22 protein-coding genes are annotated in these 19588 nt (G+C 37.2%); 14 read left to right on the forward strand and 8 right to left on the reverse strand.

Annotated features, from left to right (window positions below; translation table 11 throughout):
• Positions 1-111 precede the first annotated feature (111 nt).
• Entirely contained in the window at positions 112-588 is a 477-nt protein-coding gene (locus tag ACKVEV_RS03410) for a DUF188 domain-containing protein (protein ID WP_409370492.1), read from the forward strand.
• The gene (locus ACKVEV_RS03415; protein ID WP_409368997.1) at positions 578-1900 is read left to right on the forward strand and encodes a D-serine ammonia-lyase; all 1323 of its coding nucleotides are present in this window, start codon (positions 578-580) and stop codon (positions 1898-1900) included. Before ACKVEV_RS03410 ends, ACKVEV_RS03415 begins: the two co-directional genes overlap by 11 nt.
• 57 nt (positions 1901-1957) lie before the next feature.
• Here the strand turns inward: ACKVEV_RS03415 and ACKVEV_RS03420 are convergent, their stop codons facing one another.
• Together ACKVEV_RS03420 and ACKVEV_RS03425 are read right to left on the reverse strand one after the other, a co-directional pair.
• The gene (locus ACKVEV_RS03420; protein ID WP_409368998.1) at positions 1958-3115 is read right to left on the reverse strand and encodes a pyridoxal-phosphate-dependent aminotransferase family protein; all 1158 of its coding nucleotides are present in this window, start codon (positions 3113-3115) and stop codon (positions 1958-1960) included.
• 210 nt (positions 3116-3325) lie between these two features.
• Positions 3326-3814 (reverse strand): hypothetical protein, encoded by a 489-nt coding sequence (locus ACKVEV_RS03425; RefSeq protein ID WP_409368999.1) that lies wholly within the window; start codon positions 3812-3814, stop codon positions 3326-3328.
• 269 nt (positions 3815-4083) lie between these two features.
• Here ACKVEV_RS03425 and ACKVEV_RS03430 point away from each other — a divergent pair, with 269 nt between their 5' ends.
• Entirely contained in the window at positions 4084-4779 is a 696-nt protein-coding gene (locus ACKVEV_RS03430; protein ID WP_409369000.1) for a nuclease-related domain-containing protein, read from the forward strand.
• A 250-nt stretch (positions 4780-5029) separates the two neighbouring features.
• Positions 5030-6223, forward strand: a complete 1194-nt coding sequence (locus ACKVEV_RS03435) for an MFS transporter (RefSeq protein ID WP_409369001.1) — start codon at positions 5030-5032, stop codon at positions 6221-6223.
• 66 nt (positions 6224-6289) lie between these two features.
• Here the strand turns inward: ACKVEV_RS03435 and ACKVEV_RS03440 are convergent, their stop codons facing one another.
• Positions 6290-7534, reverse strand: a complete 1245-nt coding sequence (locus ACKVEV_RS03440; RefSeq protein WP_409369002.1) for a ferric reductase-like transmembrane domain-containing protein — start codon at positions 7532-7534, stop codon at positions 6290-6292.
• Positions 7535-7696: 162 nt separating this feature from the next.
• Here ACKVEV_RS03440 and ACKVEV_RS03445 point away from each other — a divergent pair, with 162 nt between their 5' ends.
• Positions 7697-8185 (forward strand): metal-dependent hydrolase, encoded by a 489-nt coding sequence (locus tag ACKVEV_RS03445; RefSeq protein ID WP_409369003.1) that lies wholly within the window; start codon positions 7697-7699, stop codon positions 8183-8185.
• Positions 8186-8281: 96 nt separating this feature from the next.
• Here the strand turns inward: ACKVEV_RS03445 and ACKVEV_RS03450 are convergent, their stop codons facing one another.
• Positions 8282-9103, reverse strand: coding sequence for a squalene/phytoene synthase family protein (locus ACKVEV_RS03450; RefSeq protein ID WP_409369005.1), 822 nt, complete (start codon positions 9101-9103; stop codon positions 8282-8284).
• A 242-nt stretch (positions 9104-9345) separates the two neighbouring features.
• On the opposite strand from ACKVEV_RS03450, the gene ACKVEV_RS03455 reads away from it, so the two are divergent.
• From ACKVEV_RS03455 to ACKVEV_RS03475, 5 genes are all read left to right on the forward strand, one after another.
• Complete coding sequence (locus ACKVEV_RS03455) at positions 9346-10080, forward strand: SDR family NAD(P)-dependent oxidoreductase (protein ID WP_409369006.1); 735 nt, start codon at positions 9346-9348, stop codon at positions 10078-10080.
• 439 nt (positions 10081-10519) lie between these two features.
• Positions 10520-11356, forward strand: coding sequence for a type II pantothenate kinase (gene coaW / locus ACKVEV_RS03460; protein WP_409369007.1), 837 nt, complete (start codon positions 10520-10522; stop codon positions 11354-11356).
• Positions 11357-11529: 173 nt separating this feature from the next.
• Entirely contained in the window at positions 11530-11754 is a 225-nt protein-coding gene (locus ACKVEV_RS03465) for a hypothetical protein (protein WP_172771013.1), read from the forward strand.
• Positions 11755-11771: 17 nt separating this feature from the next.
• Positions 11772-11912: a hypothetical protein gene (locus ACKVEV_RS03470; RefSeq protein WP_172771014.1), complete on the forward strand. Its 141-nt coding sequence runs from the start codon at positions 11772-11774 to the stop codon at positions 11910-11912.
• A 94-nt stretch (positions 11913-12006) separates the two neighbouring features.
• The gene (locus tag ACKVEV_RS03475; protein WP_409369008.1) at positions 12007-12330 is read left to right on the forward strand and encodes a DUF3889 domain-containing protein; all 324 of its coding nucleotides are present in this window, start codon (positions 12007-12009) and stop codon (positions 12328-12330) included.
• A 29-nt stretch (positions 12331-12359) separates the two neighbouring features.
• Here ACKVEV_RS03475 and ACKVEV_RS03480 read toward each other — a convergent pair whose 3' ends face one another.
• Positions 12360-12914, reverse strand: coding sequence for a DJ-1/PfpI family protein (locus ACKVEV_RS03480; RefSeq protein ID WP_409369009.1), 555 nt, complete (start codon positions 12912-12914; stop codon positions 12360-12362).
• A 295-nt stretch (positions 12915-13209) separates the two neighbouring features.
• Between ACKVEV_RS03480 and ACKVEV_RS03485 the strand changes: the two genes are divergently transcribed.
• Entirely contained in the window at positions 13210-13608 is a 399-nt protein-coding gene (locus tag ACKVEV_RS03485) for a MarR family winged helix-turn-helix transcriptional regulator (RefSeq protein WP_409369010.1), read from the forward strand.
• Positions 13609-13613: 5 nt separating this feature from the next.
• A complete protein-coding gene (locus ACKVEV_RS03490; protein WP_409369011.1) occupies positions 13614-14804 on the forward strand; it encodes an MFS transporter in 1191 nt (396 codons plus the stop codon).
• Positions 14805-14982: 178 nt separating this feature from the next.
• Here the strand turns inward: ACKVEV_RS03490 and ACKVEV_RS03495 are convergent, their stop codons facing one another.
• Positions 14983-15609, reverse strand: a complete 627-nt coding sequence (locus tag ACKVEV_RS03495; protein WP_409369012.1) for an NlpC/P60 family protein — start codon at positions 15607-15609, stop codon at positions 14983-14985.
• Positions 15610-15803: 194 nt separating this feature from the next.
• On the reverse strand, positions 15804-17012 hold the full coding sequence (gene hmpA / locus ACKVEV_RS03500) for an NO-inducible flavohemoprotein (RefSeq protein WP_409369013.1): 1209 nt from the start codon (positions 17010-17012) through the stop codon (positions 15804-15806).
• Between the two features lie 356 nt (positions 17013-17368).
• Here hmpA and ACKVEV_RS03505 point away from each other — a divergent pair, with 356 nt between their 5' ends.
• Both ACKVEV_RS03505 and ACKVEV_RS03510 read left to right on the forward strand, forming a co-directional pair.
• Positions 17369-17572, forward strand: a complete 204-nt coding sequence (locus ACKVEV_RS03505) for a transcription initiation factor TFIIIB (protein ID WP_409369014.1) — start codon at positions 17369-17371, stop codon at positions 17570-17572.
• 181 nt (positions 17573-17753) lie between these two features.
• Complete coding sequence (locus ACKVEV_RS03510) at positions 17754-18473, forward strand: metallophosphoesterase family protein (protein ID WP_409369015.1); 720 nt, start codon at positions 17754-17756, stop codon at positions 18471-18473.
• Positions 18474-18506: 33 nt separating this feature from the next.
• Here the strand turns inward: ACKVEV_RS03510 and ACKVEV_RS03515 are convergent, their stop codons facing one another.
• On the reverse strand, positions 18507-19487 hold the full coding sequence (locus ACKVEV_RS03515; RefSeq protein WP_409369016.1) for a hypothetical protein: 981 nt from the start codon (positions 19485-19487) through the stop codon (positions 18507-18509).
• Positions 19488-19588: the final 101 nt, after the last annotated feature.

The raw sequence follows: 19588 nt of genomic DNA on the forward strand, positions 1-19588 counted from the left end.
AAATACTTTTTGACTTTGTGAAAAAATGAGCAATCGGAGCTTAGAAAAAGATATATTAAAATAATATCAGAGTGCTTGATTCATCTAATTATGAGAAAGGAATGATGCTTTATTGTTAAGGTATTAATTGACGCTGATGCCTGTCCAGTCGTGGATTTGGCGCTATCTATATCATCTGAGTTTGAGATTGAAACAATCTTATTTTGCGATACATCACATCGTATTGAACGTGAAAATGTAATAACAATAATTGTGCCGAAGGGTCCAGATTCGGTTGATTTTACGCTAGTGAATGCGCTTTCAAAACACGATATTGTCATTACACAGGATTATGGTTTAGCCGCTATGGTTTTAGCCCGTGGTGGGTATCCCATTGATCAAAATGGCAGGGAAATGTCTAATGAAAATATCGAACGTTTGCTCGATATGCGTCATGTTGGTCAAAAGATTAGACGCGCAGGGGGACGAACCAAAGGACCGAAAAAAAGAACGAAAGAAAACAATATGTTGTTTGAAATGAAATTTCGACAAATTTGTGAACGAGCAATTTTAGCACAAAAAATGGAGGATACAGCAGATGGAAAATAAACGAAAAGACGAATTATTTCAGCTATTTCCGAAGCTTTTAAACATAAAAAAGAGGGAAACTGTATTTTGGGAAAATACAAAATGGATGGAAAAGGCAAGTTCAACATCTTTTTCAATGGAGGAAGTGGAGGATGCGGAAGAAACGCTCCAACGCTTTTCTTCCTATTTAAGAGTGGCGTTTCCTGAACTGCAGGAAAGCAATGGCTTTATTGAATCTGCCGTTCACCGAATGAACGGCATGAAGGCAGCGCTCGAAAAACACTTTCATCTATCCATTCCTGGTCAACTCTTATTAAAAGGTGATCACGAACTGCCAATCTCAGGTTCTATCAAAGCGCGCGGTGGCATTTATGAAGTATTAAAACATGCTGAGCGCCTGGCACTTGCGAATGGTAAGTTAACAAAAGAAGATGATTATGCAGTGTTGGCCACAGAGGAACTCCGTACATTTTTCCAGCACTATACAATAGCAGTAGGTTCTACAGGTAACTTAGGGCTCAGTATCGGCATTATGGGCAAAAAATTAGGTTTCAATGTCGTTGTACATATGTCCAGTGACGCAAAACAATGGAAGAAAGCAATGTTAAGAGAAAAAGGGGCAACGGTCATAGAATATGAAGCGGATTATAGTGTCGCAGTAGAGCAGGGAAGGCGGGAAGCTGCGCAAAATCCAATGTGCCACTTTATTGATGATGAAAATTCCAAAGATTTATTTGCCGGCTATGCAGTAGCAGCGAAACGTTTAAAAGTCCAATTAGAGAAGACAAACGTTCCAGTCGATGCCGAGCATCCATTGTTCGTTTATTTACCGTGTGGTGTCGGTGGTGGACCAGGTGGGGTTGCCTATGGTTTACGGGAAATGTTTGGTCAGCACGTCTATATTTTCTTTGCTGAACCAACGGCATCCCCTTGTATGACCATTGGGTTAATGACAGGGTTACACGACGAAATCAGTGTAGAGGATATTGGCTTAGACAATAAAACAGAAGCGGATGGTCTAGCTGTAGGTCGTGCTTCAAAATTCGTTGGGAAAGTGATGGAAACATATATTAGCGGCTGTTATACAGTGCAAGATGAAGAATTGTTGACATCGCTTGCTTTAGCGATGGACAGTGAAGGGTTATTTTTAGAGCCATCTGCACATGCAGGAATGTTTGGGCCCATTCAATTAATGACAAACGGCCGAGACTTTTTACAGAAGCATCATTTACTGGATAAGATGGAGCAAGCAACACATCTTGTGTGGGCTACAGGGGGCAGTATGGTACCGCAAGAGATGCGTCAGGACTATTTAAAGAAATGTAGTAGATAAATACTTCCAAAAAAAATAGACTGCTTGACAAACGTTATCGTCAAGCAGTCTATACAATTATTTACACTGTGCTGCTAAAAACACTTTATGCGCTGCGCTGACACCTGCACCGGGCTCAAAGTCATAAGCAAAGTCTTGCAGAGCTGCCTCCATTAAAGAAACGGCTTGTAAAACATCGCTTGGGAAGCAGTAGCCCATATGACCAAATCTAAAAATTTCCCCTTGTAAATGACCAAGTCCACCAGCAAAGTCTAAATGATAGCGTTGTTTAAGATGCGTTAAAAATTCACCTAGTGCAATTCCTTTTGGTGCCATGATGGCAGTAATTGTCGGTGAAGCATATACATCAGTAGTTAAAAGCTCGATATTTAACGCTTTCATCGCACTGCGCACCATATTTTTCATCAGTTCATGACGGGCAACGGTGTGAGCAAAACCGCCTTCTTGCTCAATTAGTTTACACACCTCATGTAGGCCATAAATAAGTGTAATAGCAGGGGTGTTTGGCGTCATCCCTTTTTCTGCCCAATCACGGTAGCTTAATAAATTTAAATAATAAGAGGGCGTTGTATTTTCTTCGATCACTTTCCATGCGCGATCACTTACACTCACGAGTGAAAGTCCAGGAGGCAGCATCATCGCTTTTTGGGAGCCTGTTACAAGTATATCAATGCCCCAAGCATCCATTTCAGCAGGAGCACCACCGATGCAGCTTACGCCATCGACAATGACTAACGCATCACTTTCTTCACGAACAACCTGTGCTAGCTCAGCAACTGGATTTAAAATGCCCGTTGACGTTTCATTGTACGTAATAAAGACAGCTTTTATATGTTGTAATGGCTGTAAAAAGTTACGTAACGTTTCAGCTGTGCACGCTTGTCCCCATTGAATTGCTAGCTTATGTACGTTAAAGCCATATTTTTCACAAATGGAAACGAAGTAATCCCCAAAAGCCCCAACAGTAATGACTACTACATCTTCACCCGCACTAACAGTATTGACAGCTGCAGCTTCTAATGCGGCAGTACCACCAGATGGTAGCAATAAAATGTCCTGTTTCGTGCCAAAAATCGGTTTAACCAGTTCAATTGTTTCGCGATATAGCTCAACAAATTCAGTACTTCGATGGCTGAAGATATCTCGGTTCATCGCAAGTTGCACTTTTTTTGGAATAGGTGTCGGTCCTGGATGTCTTAAAATATTTTCATACATAATCAAAATCCCCTTTGCTTTAAAAGTTAGAAAGTCTAAATTTTCTAACTATAATATAGCATAGTCATAGACAGTGCTGACGTCTTTTTTGAAAATTATTGGAAAGATGAGGAAAAATGAGCGGAAAATCAACTGCATTCCATAAATAAATCCTCTTTCAGTCTTGCAAGACGAAAAGAGGATTGGTAGCTGCTTCTTTTTTTATTCAATTTAAACTACGAAAGGGCGTCTCATTCGCATTAAGCCGTAGATTACATAGAATAAGCCGCATGTAATAATGGATAAAATAATATAGAGAACTGCTTTGCCAGTCTCACCTGTCCAGCGGTATAGAAGACGATATGTGTAGAAAATCCAATAGCCGAACATAACGATGGAAGCTAAAAAGCCGACAAGTGGAACAAACGAAATAATAAATAATCCTGCATAAATTAAAGTGATTTTTTTCGCTGCAGCACGAATCGTGGCATCATCATCACCTGGTGCAGTAAGTAGAAATAGGCTATAAATATTGATAATCGGAATCCATGCAATATAAGCGACATCATCAAAGCCATTTGTTTTCGATGCCATAAAATAAATTAGTGCATTAACTACGTACCCAATAATTAATAATACTAAAAACACGAAAAAGAATAACAACATGAAGCCACCAAAGACTGCATCATAATCACTATAATACGGATCATAATAATTCATCAAAAAACCTCTCTTTCAGCATATTTGATAATAATAGCAATTTTAGGGTGTTAATGCCATCAGTTTTACTAGTAAATTGTTAAAAAATTGCTAGATGCATAGACTAAATTTTTCTCAGAACATTAACACCTTATGAAAGCAGCTACTTTTTCATGCACTTCTAATAAAAATTATGATTTATTAGTAAATTTTGGTATAATTATGTAAGTGATAGGTGGAGTACTACTTTTTTAACTTAAAACCTTCAATTATTATAGGAGGATTGTTTCGTGCTAATAATTTTTATACTAACCATTTTAACAATGGCTATATTAATTTTTTATGTAAAACAAAAAAACTACCGAGCAAGTATTTACTATGCGTTAACGCATAATAAAATGTTGGAGGTAATGTTTGATAAAGGAAAGTACGGAGAGTATTTAACATCGCGTATCATTGAAAAATACGCTTTAAAAAGTCATAAGCAATTATTTAATGTTTATGTACCAAAAAAGAATTCAGAGGAATGGACGGAAGTGGACTTACTTTATATAGATCGTACTGGTTTATATGTCATAGAATCAAAAAATTATAGCGGATGGATTTTTGGCAATGAAGCGCAACACCAATGGACACAAACGATGCCGAACAATAAAAAATTTAAATTTTATAATCCAATCCGTCAAAATGCTACACATATAAGAGCTATTCAAGCATTTCTAGGGCTACCGGATGAAGTATTTCATTCTGTCATTGTATTTAGTGAACGATGTGTCTTGAAAAAAGTAGAGGTTAAATCCGAAAATGTTTTTGTAATAAAGCGAGAAAATCTAAAACGTTTTATTACAACACGTAATCAATCAAGTAAGCAAGTTTTTACACAAAGTGATATCGAGTCTATTTATAAGCAGCTACGACCTCAAATGCAAGTAACAGAGATGGTAAAAGCACAACATCTTCAAACGGTTCAACAAAAGTATAAGTGAGACACTGTTGTTAGCATACAATAAACTATAAAATAACTAAAATACATATTAATCATTTTGATAAATCTAATTCCCCCAAGATTTATCTCTAGCAAAGGGAGGAAAGTTCGTATGTCCAGTCCAATTTAAAAATCACCCATTTGAATGAATTGTACTTCATGAAAAATGGGGGAGGAAAGTGTACATGATCAGTCCAATTTAAAATGACCCATTTCAATAAATTTAATTTCTTGAAAATGGGGGATCGTTTATGAAATTGGGTAGAAATTTTTCGTTATTACTTGTAGGTCAATCACTAGCGAATATTGGCGATGTTTTATATATAGTAAGCATTATTCATTTAATATACGTTATAACGGAATCGGCTATCGCAGCATCATTTGTACCTTTTACAATTGCTTCGTCAATGTTTCTATCAAGTATATTGACGCCACTTTTGTTTGAAAAGGTAAATTTAAAATGGTTATTAGCAGGTTCGCAAATAGGAAAGACATGTTTAGTATTTTTGTTAGGGCTACTGCTATATGTAACAACAGCAACTAATTTTTACTTGTTGTTTATTGTGATCAGTATGATTGCGTTTCTTGATGGCTGTGCGAATCCAATAAGACAGACATTGGTTCCACATTATGTGAAAGACGAACAATTATTGAGGGCAAATGGCATTGATGAAGCTGTCACACAATTTATTCAAACCGTTATGTGGTTCATAGGGAGTCTATTTTTACTTTTTCTAAGTTCCCAGCAATTAGTATGGATAGTGGGCTTTTTGTTTACAGTAGCGAGCATTGTCTTAAGTTTGTTAGAAAATGTTGACCAGCAATCAGTTGCAATGCAAGGGAAAATGAAACAAGTTATAAAGGGCTGGAAATTGCTTTGGCAAACACCAGTGTTAAGAAGAATCGTTTGGATAGATTTTCTTGAATCGATTGCTAGTACTGTTTGGATTGCTGCGATTATTTTGGTATTTGTCACCAATGCTTTACAAGTGGAAGAACAATGGTGGGGCTTTTTGAATGGCGCATTTTTTGTAGGTTTAATAGTAGGAAGCGTTTATTGTGTTAAGTATACCTCTTTTATTGAACGGCAATTAGCGAAAGTGATGTTTGTTGGTTCTTTATTTATGTTTATAGCAACCATTTTGTTTAGCATCAATCGTATTCCAATTATCGCATTAGTACTCATTTTTTGCGTTGGTTTTTTTGGCCAAATAAAGAGCATCCCTCAACACACAGTAATACAAACGAGTGTTCCAAAAAGAGAGCTGTCCTCAATCTATACTTCTTTAAGCGCTATTTCTACAGGGGCATTTGGCATTTCTTCTTTAATGATGGGAGTAATTTCAGATGTTATAGGGGTAAGAGTTGTCTTTATGGTATCGGGACTATTACTAGCAGTCGTAAGTATTATTATAGTGAAAAATAGGCATTTATTTAAACTTTAATAAAAATAAGCGAGAGAGGCTCACACCGTCCACGGGTATGAGCCTCTTGTTCGATTTTAGGATCTATTATTTAAATTTAAAACTTTCCAAGTGGATGTCAATTTCTTTGGACATGGATTTGAAATGCTTGGTCAAGCGTTTCACCATTGTTGTAGGGCCACATAAAAAAATGCTAGTACGTGCAGGCACTGTAAAATGCTCAACGTTCAATCTGTCCATAGTCGTCGTATCAATAAAATGAACTTTGAAATGCGGATTGGTTTCGGCGTATTTTTGTAAAAAGTCTTTATATAGCGCATCGTTATGACCACGAAAAGAATAAAATAATTCAATATCTTTATTGATCGCTCCGTACCGTAAATACGATATAAAGGGCGTAATGCCTACACCACCAGCTACCCAAATCTGCTGTTGGTGACCTTTATCAAAGTTTAGATGACCGTAGGGACCTTCAATGGCAACTTGCGTCTCCAATTGTATATGTTGATTTACCTTTTTTGTAAAATCGCCAAGTGCCTTCATCGTTACAAAAATTGTTTGACCGTCTCCACCTGAAATAGAAAAGGGGTGTGGTGCTTTTTCTAAACCTGTTTGAAATATTTTCAAAAAGATGTATTGACCAGCTTGATAGGAAAGTTTTGGCTCTAAGGTTAATTCTAATTCAACAGTATTGGCACTTATTTTTTGAATGTCTGTAATTGTACCTCTATGGTTAAAACGCATATCTTGATACATTGTTAGCATATACAAAGCGGACATTGTCCCTATAACAGCTGTGATTGCGGTAAAAATGCCGAGCGGTGTCACTTGAAATAAATCATATTTACTTGAAAAGTAAACATGATAAAGTCCTAAAGCATATGGAAGTAACAAAAGACGGTGAATATAGCGCCAATGCTCATATTTTAGAAATTTTGCAAACAGGGCGATGATAATGAGTGCGATAAAGCCATATTGTGCAAGCTCTCCGAGTTCTTTTGCTAATTCGCGAAGTGGCGTCTCTACTCCTTTTTCATGATGAGGAATCATATCCTGTAATTGGCTGTGTAAAATGACGAAGCCTAATGATAGAATGGCCAAATACTTATGATACGTATAAACATGTTCTAAGCCTTGGAACCACCGTTCGAGAATTTTACTTCTTGTTGCTAGTAAAAATACAAGAAAGAATCCTGTAATGGCTAAGCCCCCCACGATATGACTAAGTTTATTTACCGCATGTATTGTTTCAAAGGGAGTAGCAAAAGTCCATAGTAACGCACTTGCCAACATGGTCATGAAAATAAAAAGTATTCCTTTATATGATTTCATATGTACCTCCTGCAATCATTTTTCTCACTAGCCAAATTAGCTATACACAATGAACATAAATTCAATGAAATAAAACATATGTTTGGAATGTATGTTCTCTTTTTGATAAGAATATGATACAGTAGGATAGTGAAATTTTTATTACATAGAGAGGGAGTAAGTATGCAAGGGAATACACACATCGTTGGAGGCATCACAGCAAGCCTTGCCTTTGCTCAAATTTCTAATGACAATCCATTCATTTTAGTAGGAGCGGGAGTGATCGGTGCATTACTTCCAGATATTTGTCACGGCGGAAGTAAAATAGGGCGGACATTTCCCATTATTTCAAAAATCGTAAACAAATTATTTGGACATCGTTCTTTTACACATAGTTTACTGTTTTTGTTTCTTGTAGCGGCATTGGTACATGCATTTATCCCATATGAGTCAATCATTGCGGGACTTCTAGTAGGCATAACAAGTCACATTCTTTTAGATATGGGAACGAAACAAGGCGTAAAGCTATTTTTCCCAATCAACATATCGGTTCGCTTGCCATTCACAACGAAAACAGGCGGAAAAATAGAGAAAGTGGTCTTTACACTATTAACCATTCTATCTCTCTATTTTAGCTATGAACTCATTAGTCAATTCGTCAACGTAGTATAAAAAAGCCTCTGTGGCGAGAAATCTCTCAACACAGAGGCTTTTGAATTTTTATAAATTGTAGTGAATAGTGCGAATTGTTTGCGTGCCAGGCACTAGTTAATCCGCTTGAACCTCTTCAACTGTTTGCTCCACTTCAGCACGCGTCATTTTTTCACGACCTTCTTGCATCGCTTTTAATGTTTTATGTGCTAATGCAAGTGGAAGACGACAGAACAATAAGATCGTCCGTTTATCGATTGATTTCATATAAAGATCTGCTTTGGCTAAGTTTTCCTCCGCATAGGCAAATAAGTCTTCGCGTGTCCAATCATCGGGCACAAAGCTTACCCCGCGCTCTTCTAAATCCTCATGCTGATTACGTAAAATATTAACGGCTTGAAGTCCACGACCATAGCCAATGGCTAAATCGCGATCGGTTTGAACGCCTGCACCCCATGCCCATAACTCAGACAGCATCGTTCCCACGAGTCCTGCCACATAGTATGTATAGTCGTCCAAATCTTCACGAGTATGCACTTGCCAGTTTGCTTGTGCCCATTTCGCCATACCATAAGCCATTTCACTTGTGGATGCTTGGACAATATCGCGAGAGCCATCTGGGCAAAATGTTAGCCAATCGGCTAAGCGAAGCGTAACTTCAGGCAAATGTTCGGCGTAGGGAGCTAATAAAGAACGATAAGCTGCTGCATCAAACTCTTCTTTTAATAATTCACTTGTTGCTGAAAGTAAATCGAACTTCACTTCGTTTGACAGTTCTTCATGGTCCTCAATTTCATCAATCGCACGCATTGCTAAGTAAGCCGCAGCTACTGACATTTTTAATTCATTTTTTAAAAAAGTAATCGGTATATAAAATGTGCGACTCGTTTCTTTTAAAACTTGCATCGCTTCTTTATAAAGTGTTTTTTGATCTTTCAATTGTATTCCTCCGTTCAAATAGTCAAGCAACTATGTATATCGTATCGCAAAATTGAGGAAAGTTAAAACAGATTGTTCAAATTTCGTACATATTCTTTGAAAACGCTTCACAAATATGATAAAGTTTATTAGTAAACTATTTAAACATATACAGTTTATCTGATAACTGTATGCGTTTTAAAGAGCAAGCCAACAAGGCTTGATTCGCTTAGGCGAAATAGAACAGAGAGGAAGTTTTAAACATGGGTCGTTTAGACAACAAAATCGCAATTATTACAGGTGGCGCATCAGGAATGGGCGCTTCAATGGCAGAATTATTCACTAAAGAAGGCGCAATCGTAATTGCTGCTGATATTAATGAAGAAAATTTAGCTAAAATTTCTGAATTAGAAAACGTAGAAGGCATGAAATTAGACGTTTCTTCTGATGAAAACTGGGCTGAATTTACAAAAGCTGTTGTTGAAAAATACGGTCGTATCGATATTTTAATCAACAATGCTGGTATTTCTTCACAAAAATCTCCACAAGATATTACAGACCAAGATTGGGCTATTATGCACAAAATTAACTCATTCGGTCCTTTCTTAGGAATTAAACACGTTTCTAAATACATGAAAGAAGCTGGAAAAGGCTCTATCGTTAATACATCATCATACACTGCTATTATCGGTTCTGGCATGAACTCTTATACAGCATCTAAAGGTTCTTTACGTGCAATCGCTCGTGCTGCTGCAGCTGAATTAGGCCGTTCTAACATTCGTGTAAACACAGTATTCCCAGGTGTAATTGAAACACCTATGACTGCTAATATCGGTCAATTCAAAGAAGCAATGGATATGTTAGTACGTGCTACTCCAATGGGTCGTCTTGGCCAACCAGAAGAAGTAGCAAACGCTATTTTATTCTTAGCATCTGATGAAGCTTCTTACATCACAGGTGGCGAGCTTGTAATTGATGGCGGATACTCTGCACAATAATTCGATAAGCTTTTAAAATGTAATATTTTTTATAGAAAAAAGAGTCTACTGTTTTGACAGAGGCTCTTTTTTTACATATTATGGTATAATATAGCGAGTTTATCCTTTAAATATCCTATTTTTCGTGTTTTTTTTCATGAAAGCTTGCCAAGTTATTGCACAATCATTTCAACAGCGGTAAAGTTTAGGGAGGGCGAATATTCAATTGCGCCTCGGCGAAAATGATTTGCTGACGTTTCGCTTTCGCGCAAAACCAGTGCGTCAGGATTTTGAATTGTGCATACACAACAACTCCGTTCAAAATCCGCGACATCGCCGGAGGCATGAACTTTCATCGGTCGACATTTAGACGTCCACTGAATAAAAGAGTAAACTAGTATTCATCTAACCATCTATTTAGGTAGAAATTTTCTGCTGAATAAAGTTAAAGGAGAATGGTATGCCAAAGGCTATAGGTATTGATGCAGGCGGCACATTGACGAAAGTTGCTTACTTAGATGAGCGCAATGAACTTGTGTTAACAACTTTCCCGTCTAATGATTTGCAGACTGTAATGGGGTGGATTAAAAATAATCCAGATATTGAGGATATTGGTGTTACGGGGGGACGTACAGAACAATTACTTGATGTGATAAAAACAATGAAATCGATTCATTATATAGTAGAGTTTGAAGCTACTTTGAAGGGTGTTCGTTTTTTATTAAATAAAGAAGGATATTTCTTCGAGCGTAGTATGATTACTAATATTGGTACAGGAACTTCCATTCATTATATGGAAGGAAATAGCCATATTCGTGTTGGCGGGACAGGCGTAGGCGGTGGAACACTAATTGGATTGTCAGCGCTTACAACAGGCATTACAGATTACAATGAGATTCGTGAGATGGCTACAAGAGGGAATCGTGAAGGTGTAGATTTACTTGTAAGAGATATTTATCAAGGCATGGATACACCAATTGATGGACATTTAACGGCGAGTAATTTTGGGCAAGTCGGTATTACGGAGGAAGTGAAACATCCGCCAGAAGATATTATTGCTACTGTCCAAGGACTTGTAGGAGAGGTTATTACGACGTTAAGTATTCAATATGCGGAAGAAAAAAATGCGCAACATATCGTCTATATTGGCTCAACACTAAGTCATAATGACCATCTCGCGCATGTCATTGCCAATTATACACGGACGAAAAAACATACTCCTGTATTTATTAATGACCACGGTTTTTCAGGTGCAGTCGGGGCATTACTGAATATAACTGAATATACAATTGTCTAGATGATAAATAAAATGTACATTACTAATAATTATTGGTGATGTACATTTTTTCTATGCAAAAAAATTGGTTTTCGTTAGAATGCATTTTTGCCATTGTCCTTCTCTCATTGCAGTTTTCCCCAAAGCATAAATCCTCCGCTGCGGTGCACATTACAAGTAGGAGGTGAATAGCTATGGGCAATAGAAATAACAAAAACAGCAAAAAAACAATGAATGCAAGGACACATAATCCTTTTGGAACTTATAAAAGTAAAGACCTTGATGACAGTAATAGTAATAACAATAACCCAAATGATAACTTAAACGAAGAATTCAGTGCAGAATTTGATGCAAAAGCAAAAAATAAAAACAATAAAACGAACCACGATAAAAATCAACAATCCAATAAAAAGAGCTAAATGAGGGGGCGGCAACAATGGCAAAGAAAAGTAAAACAAGCTTCAAAAAGAAAAAGAAGGAAGATACACATAAAAGAAATGATCGAGAAGAATATTCGGCTGAATTTAATAAAGTAATTCATAATAACCCTCAACAACCTACTACAAAAAGACATTAAAATAGGGCATGCTCCAAAGATAACATCTGGAGCATTTATTTTTTGTCATTGCAAAAAAGTTATACTACTCAATTAAAGGAAAGGAGTTCTAATAATGCGAAAAATGCTGATAGCACTTGGGATTTTTATGGCATTCCACGCAGCGCCACCCCAATTTCTAGAGGCATATGCTGAAGTTCCGCCTGCCTATGCAAAATGGGGAAAGCTCGCTATTGAAAAAACCCAATCATCTTATCCTAATTCCAAAATTATTGATTATTTGCATGAGGGCAGTGAATTAAGGGAAGATGCAACAATCGAAAAATTTAAGCTTTGGTTAAAAGAGGGGGATAAAGAATTTGGTGTTTATGTCCGAATTAAATATACGACTAAAACACAACAAGTAGTGGATATTGAGTTGCAAGAAACAGCAAAATAAAAGGATGCCCATGCGGCATCCTTCCCTCATTAACCTTCTAGTTTTTGAATAAATTCGCGCATTAATCCAGGTAAATCTGGCCAAGCATGACCACTTACAAGATTGCCATCTGTGTGAAGATTGGCATCGATATACGTACCACCTGCCACTTGGACTTCTGGCTTGCAAGCGATATAGGCAGTAAGTTCACGCCCCTTTAATACTTCAGGAATGGTTGCAAAAATTTGTGCCGCATGGCAAACAGCGGCGATCGGTTTATTCGTCTCAAAGAAATGGCTCACAAGCGCCGGAACATGCTCGTTTAATCGAATGTATTCAGGTGCGCGTCCACCAGGAATAATTAAACCATCAAACTGGGTTGGATCAATATCAGCAAAGGCTACCGTAGCGTCTAAGCCATATGCTGGGCGCTCGATATACGTATCCACACCCTCTACAAAATCATGGCAAACCGTTTGTAATTTTTTTACTGATGGTGCTGCAATGGATACATCATAGCCTGCCTCTAAACAGCGGTAATAGGGATAGTAAATCTCCAATGCCTCAACCGCGTCGCCTGCAAGAATTAAAATATTTTTTCCCATGTTCCCATCTCCCTTTTTTTAGTCTAGTACCTGTATTCGACATTTACTATAAATTCCCTGCTATATCACATGAAACAGGTATCGGCAGTAAATCTGAGTGAATTGCCACTAAAACAATGTGAATCGCCACTAAAACAATGTGAATCGCCACTAAACTCATAAAAATCGCCACAAACTATAAAAAAAAAGCCACAAAACGTATAAGAAGCGCTTCAAAACTTCCTACTTTACAACATAAAAAATGAGGCGTATAGTATTTATTTAGCTAGGTAAATAATCAAGGAGTGTGATTGACATGAATCCCGTTTTCCATGCTTTATTTCAAAAGAGTCGTTATTTAACAAATTGTTTGAATGAAGTATTGAAACAACATCAATTATATAGTTCACAATGGACGATTTTATATTGCCTACATACACATGGCTCCATGACATTAACACAAATTTGGAAGTATTTGAATGTCGAAGCGCCAAGTGTAACGAGAGCTATTTCGCGGCTTGAAACGTTAGGCTGGGTAGAACGAATTGATGGAGAAGATAAGCGCGAAAAAATTGTCACTTTATCAGCAATGGCTAAGGAAAGACTGCCGATTATTACTGAAACCATCTTAGCGTTTGAGGAAGAAATGGTTGGCTCACTTACTGTTGAAGAACAGTCACAATTTATTAATCTATTGCAAAAAATGAAAGGTTGATTGACATGCAGCAAGAAGGTAACACACAAATATGGACGAAGCGGTTCATTAGTTTATTTTTAACAAATATTTCCGTATTTTTTGTTTTTTATGGTTTGGTAACGACGTTGCCACTTTATGCGATTGGCGAACTACACCAAACAGATAAGGAAGCTGGATTACTATTATCTGGTTTCTTATTATCAGCGATCATCGTACGTCCGTTTTCAGGAAAATTATTAGATGTATTCGGTAAGAAAAAGCTTTTAGTCATAGCAATTGTCGGCTATTTCTTATGTACGATACTCTATTTATTTATTCATCCATTCGGTCTTTTACTAGGGTTACGTTTTGTACAAGGGATTTTCTTTAGTATTATTACGACAGCAGCTGGTTCATTAGCGGCCGATATTGTGCCTGCGAGCCGAAAAGGGGCAGGGTTAGGCTATTTTACAATGTCAACGAATTTAGCCGTTGTTATTGGACCATTTATCGGTTTGCTACTTATTCAATATAGTAGTTATAATGTTTTATTTATTGTGATGAGCATTTGTGTTTTAGCAGGTGGTATTCTTGCTGTAACGGTGAATACAGACGATTTACCGAAGCCGGAACATCAAGGGAAATTAACATTTAAGTTTAATGATTTATTTGAAAGCAAAGCTTTGCCAGTAGCGGCTATAGCAAGCTTAGTCGCATTTTCTTATGCAAGTGTCTTATCATTTTTATCCGTCTATGCACAGCAAAAGAATTTAATGGCAGTCGCAAGTCTTTTTTATGCCGTGTTCGCAGCAGCTATGCTGATTACACGACCATATACAGGAAAGCTCTATGATACGAAAGGACCGCAATTTGTTATTATCCCCGGTATTATTTCTTTCGCAATTGGATTAATCCTCCTTGCTAATGTTTCAGGACCAGCATTATTTTTAACTTCAGCTATTTTTGTTGGCTTTGGCTACGGCGCTGTCACAACAAGCTTGCAAGCGCTAGCTGTCCAATCTACAGCACATACACGCAGTGGTTATGCAACGGCAACATACTTTACGATGTTTGATCTCGGCATTGCCCTTGGATCTTATATTTTAGGTATGGTGGCAGTGCAAGTAGGGTATGCGTCAGTCTATTTTACAGGTGCTGGTGTATTAGGCGTTGTCTTTATCATTTATTTATTACGCTTGGCAAAAATAAAATCGAAAAAGGTAGCCCATACTTAACAAGCAAAATCGCGGGGTAAACCTGTGTGAATCGCGGGTAAAACCACGGAAATCGCGGGTAAACCTGAGTGAATCGCAGGTAACACGAGAGAAATCGCCCGTAACTACTGTAACGGGCGATTTCTTTTCATATAAAATAAAGAAAACAGTTAGGACATGCCTAACTGTTTTTTGATCATTATAAACGACCGTAACCTACAAAATATTTCTTCCAGTAGGTGCTGTTAATGTTGGCGATACTAACACCGCCGTCACTTGCATTGATCATTTGATTATTCCCGATGTAAATCCCTGCATGAGAAATACCAGGTTTATAAGTGTTCGCGAAAAATACTAAATCACCTACTTGTGGTGTACTTACTTTTTTCGCTGCATAATAAAAACCTGCTGCGGATTTGCGGCTTGTTGGAATACCAGCATTGTTAAATACATATGTGATATAACCAGAGCAATCAAAACCTGTGCTCGGTTTACTGCCTCCAAATGTATATTTTACACCTAATTGCTGTTTTGCAACTTGAATCAGGTTTGCAGGCGTTTTAGCTGGGGTGCTAGGTGCCTGATTAGCCGTGCTATTTAGTGTTAGTTTTTGTCCAACTCGAATGTTGGAAGAAGTCAGGTTGTTCCATCTCATTAATGTTTGATATGAAATGCCGTTTTGACTGGCAATTTTCCATAAGGAATCGCCAGATTTAACTGTATATGTTGCAGCTGACGCTGTGTCGATTGTTGAAAAAAGTACAGAAGAGCTAAATGCCAATACTGCTAATTTCATCCCCCACTTATTTTTTTTAATTTTCTTCATAATATGTATCCTCCTAAAAACATTAAAACGTATTACTTGGTACATTAATGATATTAACATGGTAATATTACAATTCTATGTCAACAAAATAACATTAAGGATACAATTGATATTATATTGAAATGATAAACAGGTAAAGTAAGACTTAAGTATTAAAAAACTAGCCATGCACATCGCAGGGCTAGTTCTATTTTTTATTTTGTATTTAATTGGAGGGCAGGACCGAAGAATTCGTAATGAATTTGACTATCAGCGATATTGCATTCATGTAAAGCGTTAATCGCTGCTTCCATAAATGGCGTTGGTCCACAAATGTACACTTGTGTATCTTTTGTTAAAACAGGGCGTAGTACGTTTGCGTTAATGTATTCGTTTTTATCAGAGTATAACACTTTATGATGGGCATTGCTGTCTTTTTTGAACACACTAAATAATTTGCTTAAACCAGTAGGGCCGTTTAAAGCGTTCATTTTATTTTGAATATCTTCATGGAAAGCAAGCACATTTTCATTGCGTGCACATTGAATAAATGTCACGTTTTCTTTGTTTTGGATTGTTTGGAACATCGCATTTAACGGTGTTACACCAATGCCACCACTAATGAAAAGAACCGGTGCATTTGTTGGCTCATATGTGAAGACACCTGCTGGCGCACTAACCTCAAGCGTTGTACCAAGTGGCGCTTCATGTAAGAAGTTTGAAACTTTCCCTTTTGGGTTATGCTCGCTTTCACGTTTAACCGAAATACGGAATTCTTGTTCATTACTTGGTTGTGATAACGTATATTGACGATTTAATAAATATTTTTCACCTGGAGCCGTAACGCGAATGGAAACATACTGACCAGGTTTATAAGCTGGCACTTTTGAGCCGTCTGTTGGCTGTAAGTAGAATGATGTGACATCATCACTTTCTTTTACAGTGCGCGCAATTTTAAATTGTTTAAATGCACGCCAGCCATTGTTTTGTTCAGCTGCTTGATATAAATCTTCTTCTACTGAAATAAAGATATCTGCAATAACGCCATACGCTTTACCCCAAGCTTCGATGATTTCATCCGTTGCCGCATCACCTAGAACTTCTTTAATGGCTGCAAGTAGGTATTGACCGACAATTGGGTAATGCTCAGGTAAAACACCAAGACTTACGTGTTTATGTGCAATTTGTACAACGACTGGTACGATTGGTTCTAAATTATCGATATGCTGTGCTGCTGCATAAACTGTATTGGCTAACGCGCCTTGTTGGCGACCTTGTGTTTGGTTTGTGTGATTAAAAATATTTAATAATGATGGATTATCCTTAAATAAGTTGTGATAGAAAGTTTTTGTAATGGCTACGCCGTGCACCTCTAATACTGGTACTGTTGATTTAATAACGTTAATTGTGTGTTGATCTAACATGTTGAACACGTCCTTTCGTGCCTTTACTATATGCCTAAAAAACATTTAAAGCAATATATGAAATACATCTTTAACAAAATAGACACAAACATGTATCTATAATACTTCTTTTAATTGAAATCGCTTATTTGCTATTGATATATTATTTTAATATATATAAAAGACTGAAGGATTTTGATGTTTATCATGGAGATTCCTATAGTAATAGAAAAGAGAACACGATCGAGCGGTTAGCTAATGATAGAATTTAAAAAAGATGAAAAGATAAAAATTAGGATTGTCTGAAATAAATGAAACTAAATGATGGATCTACCGTAAATAGATTAAGAGAGGGAATTCACAAGGGAGGGGTTCACGTGACACAGTTTGAAACGATAACAGAATGCCCGAAATGCGGTGGAAAAGAATTAGGGAGAGGTAAACATAGTGGATATGCAGTGATGGTTCCAGCACATAAGATGAGCTTTGGTTCAGAAGTGGAATATATTCTCTGTACAGACTGTGGGTTTATTATTGAAAGCTATGTAAAAAAGCCTGAGAAATTTAAAGGGACACTTTAGATGAACACCAAGGCCCATTATTATGGGCAGGTTGGACTGGTTAGCCAGCGAGCGATGGCACGTTCATAGGGGAGTGACAAGAAAAAAATCGCTGCTTTTTTCGCTAATCAGAAATCCTTAAAGGAATAAAGAGTGCAATGGCCAATTAATAATATTGAGAGAAATTGCGAGGGGGAGCTTTGTGACGAAAATTGCCATCATATCGGATATTCACGGAAATAAAACAGCATTAGAAGCCGTTTTAGAGGATATTCGCTTAAGAAAGATTGAAAGAATTTTTTGTTTAGGTGATTTAATTGGTAAAGGGCCTCAAGGTTCTGCCTGTATAGCGCTAATCCAAGAGCATTGTGAACAAGTCGTGCGTGGCAATTGGGACGTCTTTATTCAAGCACCTACTGACCATGCATTTTTACAATGGTACAAAGACCGATTAACAGACAAAGATTACCAGTATCTAGCATCGTTGCCATTTCATATTGACCTTGAGTTAAACGGACAATTCATAAGATTTTTCCATGCATCGCCAAGAAGTGAATTTGAACGTATTTTGGATAGTCATCCGTTGGAAAAGCGTTTATCGATGTTTGAAAATAGTGAACAAACAAATCCAATCCAATCTAATCAGCAACCTGATATCGTATTTTACGGTGATATTCATACAACGTTTTTACATACATATACAAATGGGATATTGTGTAACGTTGGCAGTGTCGGAAATTCACTTGATTTAACGTCTGCTTCATACGTGATTTTAGATGGAACCTATGCAAACAATGCCATTCAATTTATTAGGGTCGAATATGATAGGGAAGCGGAACTGACAATTGCACAAAAATTAGGTTTACCACAATTAGATAAATATTATGATGAAATTATGTTAGGAAAATATCGGGGTGTATAAAGAATCCATTTTACAAAATGGATTCTTTCTTTATCATCCATCTTCCGAATACAACAAAACGATAAACTTATAAAGCTTGCGAAGTGACATTACACTAGAGGGTCTAGCATAGAAGTGATAGATGAAATGCTCTCTTTCCCAATGGAGCATCCAACCTTTATAGGTAGTATTTTGTCTACATAGGAAGAAGTCATTACTAGGTAAATTCTCAACAGTACTTCTTATCTTTTTGATATGCCAACTTTGCCTTGTGCCCATTTTGCGTCCAGTTTGCTTTGGAAGCGGATCAGATATTGCTTTAGGGGCAACCCACAGCCAAAACCCATCCGTATAGTTTAATTTAGAACGATATAATAGATGTAATTCTGAACCGATAGAATGAGCTTGAAAGCCTATCGCATCTAGAAAATATTCATCATAGCTTAAAGGAGGGGATATAGGGAAATGTCCCGAAAACTCCTTCAAAAGTATAGAATCATTGTCGAACCATGCAACGCGTGTCACTTCATCTTCTTGAGCCCATCTAGGTTTTTTATAGCGTGCAGTATAGCTATTAGTAGCAAACGATTGCTTGCCCAAACTTTCTATATAGGAAGGGTCAACTGGCTCTAACATGTTTAATAAGTACAACAGTTCTTCTTCCGCATAAACCCCTTGTAAAACAGATATTTCAATAGTCGTAAACCATCTGGCAAAGCATACTGCTTGATTCCCCTTATAATCGACACCTAAAAATCCGACTATGCCATCTATTTGAAAAGATTTGCCTTGTGCTACTAGATTCGTATCCGCTGTAATGACAGGGGTCGCCCAATCATAAAAAAACTGTTTAATTCTTACGATGCCTGTTTTATTTTTTACTTCAAAGCGGAAAGAAGAACGTTCTGTAGGCGTTTCTTTCCGGATAGAAATATGACGAATTGCATAAGTCGCAGGTAGTCTAGGGATTAACATGACAAAATTCGTATATTTTTGGGCTTCACGCAGTTCATTTATTGTCAATGACTCTATCATTTGGTCACTCCTCGCATTTTGAATTGGATATAAAATTAGAGCTATTCACAGGTAATAATAAGCCTTTCTATAGTGAACATCAAACTTTTAGGTAAAATTAC

This window comes from Lysinibacillus sp. 38-6 (assembly GCF_046245175.1).
Classification (GTDB): domain Bacteria; phylum Bacillota; class Bacilli; order Bacillales_A; family Planococcaceae; genus Lysinibacillus.

Bases quoted from the DNA above. Each gene is read 5' to 3' on its own strand.
- ACKVEV_RS03445 (WP_409369003.1), top strand. From the start codon at position 7,697: ATGCAAGGGAATACACACATCGTTGGAGGCATCACAGCAAGCCTTGCC.
- coaW (WP_409369007.1), top strand. From the start codon at position 10,520: ATGCCAAAGGCTATAGGTATTGATGCAGGCGGCACATTGACGAAAGTT.
- ACKVEV_RS03515 (WP_409369016.1), bottom strand. From the start codon at position 19,487: ATGATAGAGTCATTGACAATAAATGAACTGCGTGAAGCCCAAAAATAT.
- ACKVEV_RS03470 (WP_172771014.1), top strand. From the start codon at position 11,772: ATGGCAAAGAAAAGTAAAACAAGCTTCAAAAAGAAAAAGAAGGAAGAT.
- ACKVEV_RS03490 (WP_409369011.1), top strand. From the start codon at position 13,614: ATGCAGCAAGAAGGTAACACACAAATATGGACGAAGCGGTTCATTAGT.
- ACKVEV_RS03480 (WP_409369009.1), bottom strand. From the start codon at position 12,914: ATGGGAAAAAATATTTTAATTCTTGCAGGCGACGCGGTTGAGGCATTG.
- ACKVEV_RS03415 (WP_409368997.1), top strand. From the start codon at position 578: ATGGAAAATAAACGAAAAGACGAATTATTTCAGCTATTTCCGAAGCTT.
- ACKVEV_RS03455 (WP_409369006.1), top strand. From the start codon at position 9,346: ATGGGTCGTTTAGACAACAAAATCGCAATTATTACAGGTGGCGCATCA.
- hmpA (WP_409369013.1), bottom strand. From the start codon at position 17,012: ATGTTAGATCAACACACAATTAACGTTATTAAATCAACAGTACCAGTA.
- ACKVEV_RS03465 (WP_172771013.1), top strand. From the start codon at position 11,530: ATGGGCAATAGAAATAACAAAAACAGCAAAAAAACAATGAATGCAAGG.
- ACKVEV_RS03425 (WP_409368999.1), bottom strand. From the start codon at position 3,814: ATGAATTATTATGATCCGTATTATAGTGATTATGATGCAGTCTTTGGT.
- ACKVEV_RS03420 (WP_409368998.1), bottom strand. From the start codon at position 3,115: ATGTATGAAAATATTTTAAGACATCCAGGACCGACACCTATTCCAAAA.
- ACKVEV_RS03435 (WP_409369001.1), top strand. From the start codon at position 5,030: ATGAAATTGGGTAGAAATTTTTCGTTATTACTTGTAGGTCAATCACTA.
- ACKVEV_RS03475 (WP_409369008.1), top strand. From the start codon at position 12,007: ATGCGAAAAATGCTGATAGCACTTGGGATTTTTATGGCATTCCACGCA.
- ACKVEV_RS03495 (WP_409369012.1), bottom strand. From the start codon at position 15,609: ATGAAGAAAATTAAAAAAAATAAGTGGGGGATGAAATTAGCAGTATTG.
- ACKVEV_RS03440 (WP_409369002.1), bottom strand. From the start codon at position 7,534: ATGAAATCATATAAAGGAATACTTTTTATTTTCATGACCATGTTGGCA.
- ACKVEV_RS03485 (WP_409369010.1), top strand. From the start codon at position 13,210: ATGAATCCCGTTTTCCATGCTTTATTTCAAAAGAGTCGTTATTTAACA.